Origin of the sequence: Streptomyces triculaminicus (assembly GCF_017349075.1) — a bacterium.
In the GTDB taxonomy this organism is placed as follows: Bacteria; Actinomycetota; Actinomycetes; order Streptomycetales; family Streptomycetaceae; genus Streptomyces; species Streptomyces triculaminicus.
In genome coordinates, this window is the sequence record NZ_JAFMOF010000004.1 from 623,666 (window position 1) to 636,368 (window position 12,703).

Genomic DNA, 12,703 nt, shown 5'->3' on the forward strand with positions numbered 1-12,703 from the left:
AACCGTCACGAGACGGCTCGCGGAGCACCTCGCAACGTCTTCGGGAAAGGCCCGCTCACATGACGAACCCGGCAGTCTTCTGGTCCACCGGCTGGTCCGCCCCGGTCCAGCGACCCAGCGAAGGCTTCGAGGAGAACTGGTCCGAGACCGGATTCGACGACCAGTCCGTGCGTCAGGTCGTACGGGTCGACGGAAGCGGTGACGCGGCACGGATCCGCCTGTCGAATCGTTTCGGCACCGGACCGCTGACCGTCGGCGCCGCCACCGTCGCCCTGGCCGCCGGGGGCGCCGCCGTGCGGCCGGGCACGGTCCGGCCCCTCACCTTCGGCGGGGCGGCGTCCGTGGTGATACCGGCCGGTGGTGAGGCCGTCAGCGACGCGGCGCCGCTGCGGGCCGAGCGCTTCGACGCCGTCACGGTGACCCTGTACTTCCCCTGCCCGACCGGGCCCGCGACGTTCCACGCCCAGGCCTACACCGACAGCTACCGCGCGCCCGGCGACCGTACGACCGCCGCCGACGGCTCGGGGTTCGGCGAGCGGACCCGCTCCTGGTACCACCTCGCCGGCATCGAGCTGGCGGGGGACGGCGCTTCGCCCCGCGGGACGGTGGTGGCCTTCGGTGACTCCCTCACCGACGGCTTCGGCTCCACCGCCGGCGCCGACCGCCGCTACCCGGACGCCCTGGCCGAGCGACTCGCGGCGGCGGGGCGGGAATGGGCCGTGGTCAACGCGGGCATCGGCGGCAACCTCGTGCTCAACGACTCGCCCTGGTACGGCGAGGCGGCCCTGGCGCGCTTCGAGCGCGACGTGCTCGACACTCCGGGCGTCCGGTCGGTGATCGTCCTCGCGGGTCTGAACGACATCGGCTTCAGCGAGGTCGACCTGCCGACCTACAAGCCCGCCCCGGATGTCTCCGTGGAGGAACTGACGGAGGGCTACCGGCAGTTGATCAAGCGGGCGCACGACCGGGGCGTCAGGGTGATCGGGGCGACGCTCCTGCCCTTCAAGGGAGCGGAGTACCACACCCCGCGCTCCGAGGAGAAGCGCGCCGCGCTCAACGCGTGGATCCGCACCTGCGGGGAGTTCGACGCGGTGGCCGACTTCGCCATCGCGCTGGCCTCGCCGGACGACCCCGAGACGCTCCACCCCGCCTACGACTGCGGCGACCACAAGCACCCCAACGACGCCGGCTACCGCGTCATGGCCGGGGCCGTCGACCTCGGCTCCCTCTGAGCGCTTCGTGCGCATGCGAGGGGGGCGGCGAGGCCGCTCCGGGACGTGGTGCCTCCTCCTCAGACCTTCGCCGTCAGGTGCGTGTCCCGGCGCACCAGCGCGGCGTAGTGCCCGTCGTCGGCGAGGAGTTCCTGGTGGGTGCCGCGTTCGGTGATGCGGCCACGGTCGAGGACGACGATCTGGTCGGCGTGGCGGATCGTGGAGAGCCGGTGCGCGATGGTGATCGTGGTGCGCCCGGCGGACAGCGCGTCGATCGCCTGCTGCACGGCGTGCTCGGTGTGGGTGTCGAGCGCGCTCGTCGCCTCGTCGAGGATGAGCACGGGCGGGTCGCGCAGGATCGTCCGCGCGATGGCCAGGCGTTGCTTCTCCCCTCCGGAGAAGCGGTAGCCGCGCTCGCCGACCAGGGTGTCGTAGCCCTCGGGGAGGCCGGCTATGTAGTCATGGATCTGGGCCGCCTCGGCGGCCGCCTGGATCTCCTTGTCGGTGGCGTCGGGCTTGGCGAAGCGGAGGTTGTCGGCGACGGAGGCGTGGAAGAGGTAGGTCTCCTGGGAGACCACGCCCACCGCCCGGGAGAGGGTGTCGAAGTCGAGGTCGCGGACGTCGACGCCGTCCAGCAGGACCCGCCCGCCGGTGACGTCGTAGAGCCGGGGCACGAGATAGCTCAGGGTGCTCTTGCCGGAACCCGTCGGGCCGACGACCGCCAGGCTGCCGCCGGGCGGGACGTAGAGGTCGATGCCGGAGAGGGCGGCGGCGGGGGGATCGTAGGAGAAGGAGACGTTCTCGAAGCGCACCTCGCCGCGGACGGTCTCCAACCGCACGGGCTTCTCGGGCTCGGTGATGTCCACCGGCAGGTCGAGGTATTCGAAGATCCGCTGGAAGAGCGCGAGGGAGGTCTGCATCTGCACGCCGGTGGAGAGCAGGCTGACGGTGGGCCGGAACAGGCCCTGCTGAAGGGAGACGAAAGCCACCAGCGTGCCGAGGGAGATGCCGGGGCCGCCCGTCCGCAGCGCGATGCCGGCGGCCCAGTAGATAAGAGCCGGCATGGCGGCCATGACGATGCCGATGGTGGACATCCGCCACCTCCCGGCCATGTTGGTGCGCACCTCGAGGGCGACGAGCCGCTCGGACTCCGCGGCGAAGGCCTGGGTCATGGACACGGACCGGCCCATGGTGCGGCCGAGGAGGATGCCGCTGACGGACAGCGATTCGGTGACCATGGCGGCCATGGCCGCCATCTGGTGCTGCCGCTCGGAGGTGATCCTCTTGCGCTCGTCGCCGACGCGGCGGCTGATCCAGACGAAGACGGGCAGCAGGAGGAGGGAGACGACCGTCAGCCGCCAGTCGAGGGCCACCATGGCGACGACGGTGGCGATGACGCTGGTGAGGTTGGAGACCAGGGACGTGGCGGTGGAGGTCACGGTGGCCTGCATGCCGCCGATGTCATTGGCGATGCGGGACTGCACCTCGCCGGTGCGCGTGCGGGTGAAGAAGGCGAGAGGCATGCTCTGCAGGCGGCCGTAGACCGCGGTGCGCAGGTCGTGCATGACGCGCTGGCCGACGGTGGTGGAGATCAGGGTCTGCAGCACGCCGAAGACACTGTTGACGACCGCGGCGGCGATCATGCCGAGGGCGAGCAGGCTGAGCAGGCCGGTGCGGCCGTGGGGGATGGCGTCGTCGAGGACCTCGCGCAGCATGAACGGCGAGGCGACCGTGACGAGGGAGGACGCGGCCACGAGCAGCCCGACGAGGGCGAGCCGGCCGCGGTACGGGTGGAAGAGGCGGAGGATGCGCCGCACCTGGGCGGGCTGGTCCGGGTCCGCGGGAGGTGGTGTCCAGTTCGGTTCGTCGTGAGGCATGGGCTCCTTCAACGAGGTCGGTCCGGTGGGCGAAAGACGTGCGGACGCGCTGAGCGCCCCGAGATGCCGGCGCCGTATCAGAGCATAGCTCACTGTTACCTATGCTCACAATGAACAGAGTCCTGATACCCTGTGATCATGACGGCCCCCGACACGTCCGGCCAGCTCGCCGAGCAACTGCTGAGGCTGACCCGCAGGCTCCACCGCGCCCAGAAGCGCTACCTGGACCCGGTCGGCATCACCCCCGCCCAGTCACGGCTGCTGCGCACCGTCGCGCACTACGACACGCCCCCGCGCATGGCGGACCTGGCGGAGCGCCTCGAGGTCGTGCCCCGGGCGGTCACCACGCTCGTCGACGCCCTGGAGGCCAACGGCGCCGTGCGCCGGGTGCCGGACCAGTCCAACCGCCGCGTGACGCGGATAGAGCTCACCGACGAGGGCCGTTCGACCCTGCACGCGCTGCGCAACGCCCGGCGTGCGGCCGTCGAGGAGATCCTCGCCCCCCTGGACGCCGGACAGCGCGACGTGCTCGAAGGCCTGCTGGCCACGCTCCTGTCCGGTCGCGGCCTGGCCTGAGGCGAGGCCCCTCCCCCGCGTTCCCCCGCGTCCCCCGTGAAAGACCGGGCGGGCCCGGGGAGCCGCTCCCGGCCCCCGGACCCGCCCGGCGTCGGCGCACTCAGCAGCGGTGCCGGTCCTCCGTCAGCTCGCCCTGAGCGGTGGCCAGCGTGTGGTCGTAGCAGGCGCCCGGGCCCTGGAGGCGGTAGCGCTCGCGCGAGACCCCGGTGGCGTGGCGCTGCTCGCGCGGCACGTTCTGGTTGTACGCGGCGTCACCCGTGTAGGTGTCGTCCATACGGGACCAGCCGACGCGCTCGCCGGCGCGCAGCGTGAGGCTGTCGGCGCGGTCGCCCATCGTCATGACCGTCCGTAGACGGTCCCCCGCGCCGACCGACGTCTCGCCGTCCATGGTGTAGACGCGATGGCCGGCGGTCGTGGTGGCCGGGCCGCGCCCGGCGACGGTGACCTTCTCGTCGTCGGTCCAGCGGGCTTTGAGCGCGTCCACGGACTCGCCGTCGGTCCAGCGGTGCGTGGACGTGCCCGTGACCTCACGGGAGACCGTCGTGGTCACCCGCCCGTGCGAGGTGTTCACATGGCCGGCGACGGTCAGCGCGTGTCCGCCGTCGGACGTCAGCCGGTGCCGGTCGCCGGCCTCGTACGTGGTGGCGTTGGCCGGAGTGCCCTCCCGGTGGGTGGTCAGCGCGCCCGTGACGCGGTCGGACCCGGCGTCCTGCCACACCAGGACGTTGACGGGGGTGCTCCAGCCGCTCTGGCCCTCGGGCACCCCCGCGACGGACACCGCCACGGTGTGCGGCTTGCCGTCGTTGAGCTGTCCGGCGAACGGGGTGAGGTCGTACTCCAGCGGCCGGACGTCGAAGGCGCGCGGGCCCGGGATCACGTACCAGAGGAAGGGGTTCGACCAGCCTCCGGTCCACACGGTCGGGAACGGCGCCGCGATGCCGGCGAGCCGCCCGTCCACCGAGACCCGCACCTCGCGGTAGGGGCCGTCCTTCGCCTTGCACGAGTAGGGCGCCGCGTCCGGCACGGTGAGGTACCAGAACTCCTCGCAGCCGCCGCCCGAACCGGTGGCGTAGACCTCCGCCACGATCCGCTCGCTGTTGGCGGGGGTGGTCAGCTTCCCCTCGTACGCCGCGCCCTCGTGGTGCGCGCCGTCCAGGGTGAGGACCTTGTCCGGGGTCCGCGCGGGCTCGGTGCGGCCCTCGGCCTTGTAGAACGTCAGCGTCACCTTGACCTTGATGACGCCGGTGTAGGTCTCGTTGACGAGGTTGCCGATGAGCATCTCGACGGGCTGCCGTTCCCGCAGGGTGGGGGCGTAGCGGGTGACGTCCTTCTCCACCTTCCAGGTGATGCCCTCGGGCGACGGTTCCGGAGTCGAGGTGCGCAGCACTTCGACCCCGCCTATCCGCAGATAGCCCAGGCGGTCGTACTGCCGTCCGGCCACCGCGCCCTCCAGCCGCAGGACCACCTTGTTCCAGCGATCGCCGCAGCCCTTGGGCGGCAGATACGTGCCCTTGTAGGGCGTGTAGTCGCGGAACTCCGTCTGGGCGACGGTCGCTTGGCACGAGGTCGTGCCGGGGGTGGCCACGGGCGGGGCCGCGGTGACCGGGTCGTGCCAGTCGGTGCCGAATTCGGGGGGCGCCGCGGCCGAGGCCGGGCCGATGCCCGTCAACAGGCCGAGTGCGGCGGCGCACAGCACGAGAAGCAGTCGTCTCATGGGGCAGGAGTGAAGCGCTTCGCCGCGCGTCACACCAGTAGCGGTCTGGCCTGATCCGCCGCTCCGGGGGAAAAACCAGTTGAACCGGATGCTCGCGGAGCGCGAGCCTTGCACGGCCCCGCCCCCACCATGCCGAAGCCGGGATGCCATGCAGATTCGCGATCTTCCGTATGCCGATCCGGGTCGACCGGACGTCCGGTCGGGTCCGCTCTTCCTGCTCTGGCTCGGGCGCCGTCAGCTCGGCGGCCAGGTACGGGCCATGCTGTGGGGCACCCTCCACATGGCGTCCGTGGCGCTGTTCCCGCTGGCCGTGGGCATGGCCGTGCAGGCCGTCATCGACGGGTCGCAGGCCCGGCTGGCCGCGGCCGGCGCGCTGATGCTGCTGCTCGGCGCGCTGACCGCGCTGGGCGACACGATGCTGCACCGCGCCGCGGTCACCAACTGGATCCTGGTCGCGGCACGGGTCCAGCAGCTTCTGGCGCGCAAGACCGCCGAGTTGGGCTCCGCGCTGACCCGGCGGGTGGCCGCCGGCGAGGTCGTCGCGGTGTCCACCGGGGACGTCGAGAAAATCGGCTGGTTCGTGGAGTCCCTGTCGCGCTTCGCCTCGGCCGCGTTCACCACGGTGGTGGTGTGCGCGGCCCTCGTCGTCCACCAGCCCGCGCTGGGTACGGTGGTGGCGGTCGGCGTGCCCGTACTGGCCCTGGCCGTCCTGCCGTTGCTGCCACCCGCCGCCGAACGGGCCGACGAGCAGCGGGAGAAGGCCGGACGCGCCACCGAACTGGCGTCGGACACCGTGGCGGGCCTGCGGGTGCTGCGCGGCATCGGCGGCGAGGAGCTCTTCCTCTCCCGCTACCGGCAGGCCTCGCAGGAAGTCCGCCAGGCGGCCGTGCGCAGCGCCCGCATGTGGGCGCTGATCGCGGCGGTGCAGGTGGTGCTGCCGGGGCTGCTGCTGATCGCGGTGGTCTGGTACGGCGTGACGCTGGCCCAGGACGGCCGGATCGGCATGGGTGAGTTGGTCACGGTGTACGGCGTGGTGACCTTCCTGCTGTTCCCGCTGCGGCAGTTCGAGGAGATCGCCATGGCCTATTCCTTCTCCCGGCCGTCCGCGCAACGCGCCGCCCGGGTGCTGGGGCTGGAACGCACCGCGTCCGCGGCGGACGCCGACGGGCCCGTCCCAGCGCTCAAGGGCGATCTGTACGACCCCGCGAGCGGCCTCCTGGCCCCGGCCGGGCGGCTGACGGCGGTGGTGTGCGGCGACCCGGACGCGGCAGGACGGCTCGCCGAACGGCTGGGCGGGCACGCGGCGGACGCCCCGGCCGGCACCCCCTCCGTGCTGCTGGGCGGGGTCGCGCTGGACGAGGTGCCGCTGGACGCCGCCCGCGCCGCGGTGCTCGTGCAGGACAAGGACCCCGTGCTGCTCTCGGGCACGCTCGCCGAACTGCTGGACGTACCGTCCTCGGGGGACGTCACGGCCGAGGCGGCCCTCGCGGCGGCACAGTGCGAGGACGTCCTGGTCTCCCTGGCCCGGGCCTCGGCGGACTCCGCCGGCGACCCGGCCCGGGCCCGGATCACCGAGCGCGGCCGCTCGCTGTCCGGCGGCCAGCGCCAGCGGCTGGCGCTGGCCCGGTCGCTCGTGACCGACCCGGAGGCGCTGGTGCTGGACGAACCCACCTCCGCCGTCGACTCGCACACCGAGGCGCGGATCGCGGACGGGGTGCGCACCCTGCGGCAGGGGCGCACGACGGTGGTGTTCTCCTCCAGCCCGCTGCTGCTCGACCGGGCGGACCGGGTGGCGTTCCTGCGGGACGGCCGCGTCACGGCGACGGGAACGCACGGCGAACTGCTGCGGGCCGACCCCGTTTACCGCGCGGTCGTCACCCGCAGGACGGACGAGGAACCGGACATCCGGCTCGCGAAGCCCGACGAACGCGAGCCGGCCGAGGAGTCGGCATGATCGCCGGTCTCGGCGTGGTCGTCGATCGGGCAATGGACATGATCGAGAGGTCGGCATGATCAGGGAGTCGGCATGATCGGAGTCACGCCGCCGGCGTACGACCCGGCGGCACCGGAATCCGCGACCACCCTGCCGGTCGGCGGGCCGGCCACCGTACGCGCCTACGTGCGCGACCTGCTGCGCAGGCACCGCACGGCCTTCACCGTGCTGGTGGCGGTGAACGCGGTCGCGGTGACGGCCTCGATGGTCGGCCCGTACCTGCTGGGCGAACTCGTCGAGGACCTCTCGGCGGGCTCGCGGGAGCTCCACCTCGGCCGCACGCTCTCGCTCTTCGCGGTCGCCCTGGCCGTGCAGACGCTGTTCGTCCGCATGGTGCGGCTGCGCGGGGCGGTGCTGGGCGAGCAGATGCTGGCCGACCTGCGCGAGGACTTCCTCGTGCGGTCGGTGGCCCTGCCGCCGGGCGTACTGGAACGGGCCGGGACCGGGGACCTGCTGTCGCGGATCACCACCGACGTCGACCGTCTGGCCGAGGCCATGCGGGAGGCCGTGCCCCAGCTGGCGATCGGCTTCGTCTGGGCGGGGCTGCTGCTGGGCGCGCTGACGGTGACCGCCCCGCCGCTGGCGCTGTGCGTGCTGATCGCGCTCCCGCTGCTGATCGCCGGCTGCCTCTGGTACTTCCGGCGGGCGCCGGGCGCCTACCGCTCCGAGGCCGCGGGGTACGCGGCGGTCGCCGCGGCGCTCGCCGAGACCGTGGACGCCGGGCGGACGATCGAGGCCCACCGGCTGGGCCGCCGCCGGGTGGCGCTCTCCGACCGGCGGGTCACCGAATGGACGGCGTGGGAGCGCTACACCCTGTGGCTGCGTTCGGTCCTCTTCCCCGTGATCAACGGGACGCACGCGCTGCTGCTCGCCTCGGTCCTGCTCCTGGGCGGGTGGTTCGTCCTGCGCGGGTGGCTGTCGGTGGGCGAGCTGACGACGGGCGCGCTGCTCGCGCAGATGCTGGTCGACCCGCTCGGTCTGATCCTGCGCTGGTACGACGAGCTCCAGATCGCCCAGGTGTCGCTGGCGCGGCTGGTGGGCATCCGCGAGATCGAGCCCGAACCGGCGGACGAACGCGTCCGCCCCGAAGGCCGTGACGTGCGCGCGGCGGACGTGCGCTTCGGGTACCTGGCGGGCGCCGACGTGCTGCACGACGTCTGTCTGGACGTCCGGCCGGGCACCCGCGTGGCGCTGGTCGGGCCGTCGGGCGCGGGCAAGTCGACGCTGGGCCGGCTGCTGGCCGGGATCTACGCGCCGCGCACCGGCACAGTGACCCTGGGCGGGGCCGAGCTGGCGCGGATGCCGGCCGAGCGCGTGCGCCGTCATGTGGCGCTGGTCAATCAGGAGCACCACGTCTTCGTGGGATCCCTGCGCGACAACCTGCTGCTCGCCCGCACGGACGCCGACGACGGGGACCTGTGGTCGGCGCTGGCCGCGGTGGACGCCGACGGCTGGGCGCGGGCGCTGGAGAAGGGCCTGGAGACCGAGGTCGGCTCCGGCGGCCTCGCCCTCACCCCGGCCCAGGCGCAGCAGATCGCGCTGGCGCGGCTCGTCCTGGCGGACCCGCACACACTGATCCTGGACGAGGCGACGTCGCTGCTGGACCCCCGGGCTGCCCGCCATCTGGAGCGGTCGCTGGCAAAGGTGCTGGAGGGCCGCACGGTCGTGGCCATCGCCCACCGGCTGCACACGGCGCACGACGCCGATGTGATCGTGGTGACCGAGAACGGCCGCGTCAGCGAGCAGGGCAGCCACGACGAACTGGTCGCCGCGGGCGGGGCGTACGCGGCGCTGTGGCGCTCCTGGCACCGGTAGCCGCCGGCGCCGCGCGGGGCCCCGGGCCAGGGCGTGGCCGGCCCATCGGACCCGCCCTAGAAGAGGTCCAGGGCCCCGAGCCCGCCGACGCCGCCGAGCAGCATGAACGCCGGCATCAGCACCTTCACCTCCACCCGGCTGCCCGCCCGGAACCGCATGGCCTTGGGCGGGCCGAGCGGGTACCACCGCTTGCGGGCGATGGGCAGCGGCCACAGGATCGGGCAGCCCGAGACGGTCAGGGCGTCGCCGATGTCGTGCACCAGCGCGCCGAGGACTATCGGCAGGCCCAGCCACAGGTACTCCTGGCCGGTCCCGGTGAACAGCCACGTGGAGCCGTTGCCCGGCCGGTCCAGGATCCCGGCGAGTATCCACGCGCTCGTCGCGCCCAGCAGCCAGACCAGGACGTCGCTGGAGGTGCGGGCCGCCCGCCACAGCAGCCCCTCGACGGCGAGCACCATATGGACGAAGAGGATGCCGAGCACGGCCCAGCGGCCGCCGGCCACCGCCAGCGCCGACGCCCCGGCCCCGATCAGCACGGCCCACAGCGCGGTGTGGGTCAGGGTGCGGTGACCGCCGTTGCGGCGCGGGTCGCCCTTGGCCCGGGTGGCCTTGTACACCGCGTGCGAGAGCTGGTCGATGATCCCGCACAGGATGCGGGAGAGCGGGCCGAAGGAGCGCGATATCGTCGCCGACTTGTGATCGAGGTCGGGGGCGAGCGCCGCACCGGCGCAGATCAGCGCCCCGATGACGAGCACGGGCCAGGGCATCGGGTGACCGACGCCCGCCGCGGCGGCTCCCACCCCCAGCCAGGCTGCGGCCCCGGAGAGCGAGTGCGCCGGTCCCATCATGGTCGTTCCACCCCTTGGTCCACCGGCGTCCGGCCGTCGTGACGCCGTGTCGGCCACTCAGCGTAATGCCCGGATGATCATCGTTCGACCGGCCGGTTCCCTGATCCGGGCGGGGGACAGGCAGTATGGGGGTGTGACCCTTATCGATCAGATGCCGAGCCATGCCGACCCCGATGCCCTCTTCGAGGCGTTCTCGACCTGGGCCGAGGAGCGGGGCATCACGCTCTACCCCGCTCAGGAGGAGGCGCTGATCGAGGTGGTCTCCGGCGCGAACGTGATCCTTTCGACGCCGACGGGCTCGGGCAAGAGCCTCGTGGCGGCCGGCGCGCACTTCACCGCGCTCGCCAACGACCAGGTCACCTTCTACACCGCGCCCATCAAGGCACTGGTCTCGGAGAAGTTCTTCGACCTGTGCAAGATCTTCGGCACCGAGAACGTCGGCATGCTCACGGGCGACGCCTCGGTCAACGCCGACGCCCCCGTGATCTGCTGCACCGCCGAGGTGCTCGCCTCCATCGCCCTGCGCGACGGCAAGGACGCCGACATCGGCCAGGTCGTGATGGACGAGTTCCACTTCTACGCCGAGCAGGACCGGGGCTGGGCGTGGCAGATCCCGCTGCTGGAGCTGCCGCAGGCGCAGTTCATCCTGATGTCCGCGACGCTCGGCGACGTCTCCCGCTTCGAGGAGGACCTCACCCGGCGCACCGGGCGGCCCACCGCGGTGGTGCGCTCGGCGACGCGGCCCGTTCCGCTGTCGTACGAGTACCGCGCGACGCCGCTCACCGAGACCCTGACCGAGCTCCTCCACACCCACCAGGCGCCGGTGTACATCGTGCACTTCACGCAGGCCGCCGCCGTCGAGCGGGCCCAGGCGCTGATGAGCATCAACATGTGCTCGCGCGAGGAGAAGGACGAGATCGCCAAGCTCATCGGCAATTTCCGCTTCACCACCAAGTTCGGCCGGAACCTCTCGCGCTACGTCCGCCACGGCATCGGCGTGCACCACGCGGGCATGCTGCCCAAGTACCGGCGGCTGGTGGAGCGGCTGGCCCAGGCCGGCCTGCTGAAGGTCATCTGCGGTACGGACACGCTCGGCGTCGGCGTGAACGTGCCGATCCGCACGGTGCTGTTCACCGCCCTGACCAAGTACGACGGCCAGCGCGTGCGGACGCTGCGGGCTCGGGAGTTCCACCAGATCGCCGGCCGGGCCGGGCGGGCCGGCTTCGACACGGCCGGATTCGTCGTGGCCCAGGCGCCCGACCACGTCGTCGAAAACGAGAAGGCGCTGGCCAAGGCGGGCGACGACCCGAAGAAGCGCCGCAAGGTGGTCCGCAAGAAGGCCCCCGAGGGCTTCGTCAACTGGACCGACAGCACCTTCGAAAAGCTCATCGGTGCCGAGCCCGAGCAGCTCACCTCCCGCTTCCGGATCACCCACGCGATGCTGCTGGCGGTCATCGCGCGGCCGGGCAACGCCTTCGACGCCATGCGCCGACTGCTCGAGGACAACCACGAGCCGCGCAAGAGCCAGCTGCGGCACATCCGCCGGGCCATCGCCATCTACCGCTCGCTGCTGGACGGCGGCGTGGTCGAGCGGCTCGAGGAGCCGGACGCCGAGGGCCGCATCGTCCGGCTGACGGTCGACCTGCAGGCGGACTTCGCGCTCAACCAGCCGCTGTCGACCTTCGCGCTCGCCTCCTTCGAGCTCCTCGACCCCGAGTCGCCGTCCTACGCGCTCGACCTGGTCTCCGTGGTCGAGTCCACCCTGGACGACCCGCGCCAGATCCTCGCCGCCCAGCAGAACAAGGCGCGCGGCGAGGCGGTCGCGGCGATGAAGGCGGACGGCGTCGAGTACGAGGACCGCATGGAGCGGCTCATGGACGTCACCTACCCCAAGCCCCTGGAGGAGCTGCTCACCCACGCCTACGACGTCTACCGCAAGAGCCACCCGTGGGTCGGCGACCACCCGCTGTCGCCGAAGTCGGTCATCCGCGACATGTACGAGCGGGCCATGACATTCACGGAGTTCACCTCTCACTACGACCTCGCCCGCACCGAGGGCATCGTGCTGCGCTACCTGGCGAGCGCCTACAAGGCGCTGGACCACACCGTGCCGGACGACCTGAAGTCCGACGACTTCGAGGACCTCATCGCCTGGCTGGGCGAGATGGTGCGCCAGGTCGACTCCAGCCTGCTGGACGAGTGGGAGCAGCTGGCGAACCCCGGGGAGGAGACGGCGGAGCAGGCGCAGGAGCGCGCCGACCAGGTCAAGCCGGTCACCGCGAACGCCCGCGCCTTCCGGGTGCTGGTGCGCAACGCCCTCTTCCGCCGGGTGGAGCTGGCCGCCCTGGACAAGGTCGGCGAGCTGGGCGAGATGGACGCCGAGTCCGGCTGGGACGAGGAGCGCTGGGGCGAGGCGATGGACGCCTACTGGGACGAGTACGAGGAGCTGGGCACCGGCCCCGACGCGCGCGGCCCGAAGCTGCTGCGCATCGAGGAGCGCCCGGAGGACGGGCTGTGGCGGGTCCGGCAGACCTTCGCCGACCCCAACGGCGACCACGACTGGGGCATCACCGCCGAGGTGGACCTCGCGGCGTCCGACGAGGAAGGCCGCGCGGTGGTGCGGGTCATGGACGTCGGTCAGCTGTAGCCTCCCCTTCGCGGGCCGGGGC

8 protein-coding genes are annotated in these 12,703 nt (G+C 72.5%); 5 read left to right on the forward strand and 3 right to left on the reverse strand.

What is annotated here, in order from left to right; translation table 11 throughout:
* Positions 1-59: 59 nt before the first annotated feature.
* Positions 60-1,232 (forward strand): SGNH/GDSL hydrolase family protein, encoded by a 1,173-nt coding sequence (locus J1792_RS26410; RefSeq protein ID WP_086566245.1) that lies wholly within the window; start codon positions 60-62, stop codon positions 1,230-1,232.
* 59 nt (positions 1,233-1,291) lie between these two features.
* Here J1792_RS26410 and J1792_RS26415 read toward each other — a convergent pair whose 3' ends face one another.
* Positions 1,292-3,088: an ABC transporter ATP-binding protein gene (locus J1792_RS26415; protein WP_207248345.1), complete on the reverse strand. Its 1,797-nt coding sequence runs from the start codon at positions 3,086-3,088 to the stop codon at positions 1,292-1,294.
* A 138-nt stretch (positions 3,089-3,226) separates the two neighbouring features.
* On the opposite strand from J1792_RS26415, the gene J1792_RS26420 reads away from it, so the two are divergent.
* The gene (locus J1792_RS26420) at positions 3,227-3,664 is read left to right on the forward strand and encodes a MarR family winged helix-turn-helix transcriptional regulator (RefSeq protein WP_086566247.1); all 438 of its coding nucleotides are present in this window, start codon (positions 3,227-3,229) and stop codon (positions 3,662-3,664) included.
* Positions 3,665-3,764: 100 nt separating this feature from the next.
* Here the strand turns inward: J1792_RS26420 and J1792_RS26425 are convergent, their stop codons facing one another.
* The gene (locus tag J1792_RS26425; protein WP_207248346.1) at positions 3,765-5,378 is read right to left on the reverse strand and encodes a peptide-N4-asparagine amidase; all 1,614 of its coding nucleotides are present in this window, start codon (positions 5,376-5,378) and stop codon (positions 3,765-3,767) included.
* Between the two features lie 148 nt (positions 5,379-5,526).
* Here J1792_RS26425 and J1792_RS26430 point away from each other — a divergent pair, with 148 nt between their 5' ends.
* A complete protein-coding gene (locus J1792_RS26430) occupies positions 5,527-7,332 on the forward strand; it encodes an ABC transporter transmembrane domain-containing protein (RefSeq protein WP_207248347.1) in 1,806 nt (601 codons plus the stop codon).
* A 72-nt stretch (positions 7,333-7,404) separates the two neighbouring features.
* Positions 7,405-9,186 carry an ABC transporter ATP-binding protein gene (locus tag J1792_RS26435; RefSeq protein WP_086570316.1) on the forward strand — a complete coding sequence of 594 codons (1,782 nt, stop codon included), beginning with the start codon at positions 7,405-7,407 and terminating at the stop codon, positions 9,184-9,186.
* Between the two features lie 56 nt (positions 9,187-9,242).
* Here the strand turns inward: J1792_RS26435 and J1792_RS26440 are convergent, their stop codons facing one another.
* Positions 9,243-10,034 (reverse strand): metal-dependent hydrolase, encoded by a 792-nt coding sequence (locus J1792_RS26440; RefSeq protein ID WP_207248348.1) that lies wholly within the window; start codon positions 10,032-10,034, stop codon positions 9,243-9,245.
* A gap of 73 nt (positions 10,035-10,107) precedes the next feature.
* On the opposite strand from J1792_RS26440, the gene J1792_RS26445 reads away from it, so the two are divergent.
* Positions 10,108-12,681 carry a DEAD/DEAH box helicase gene (locus J1792_RS26445; protein WP_179198904.1) on the forward strand — a complete coding sequence of 858 codons (2,574 nt, stop codon included), beginning with the start codon at positions 10,108-10,110 and terminating at the stop codon, positions 12,679-12,681.
* Positions 12,682-12,703 lie beyond the last annotated feature (22 nt).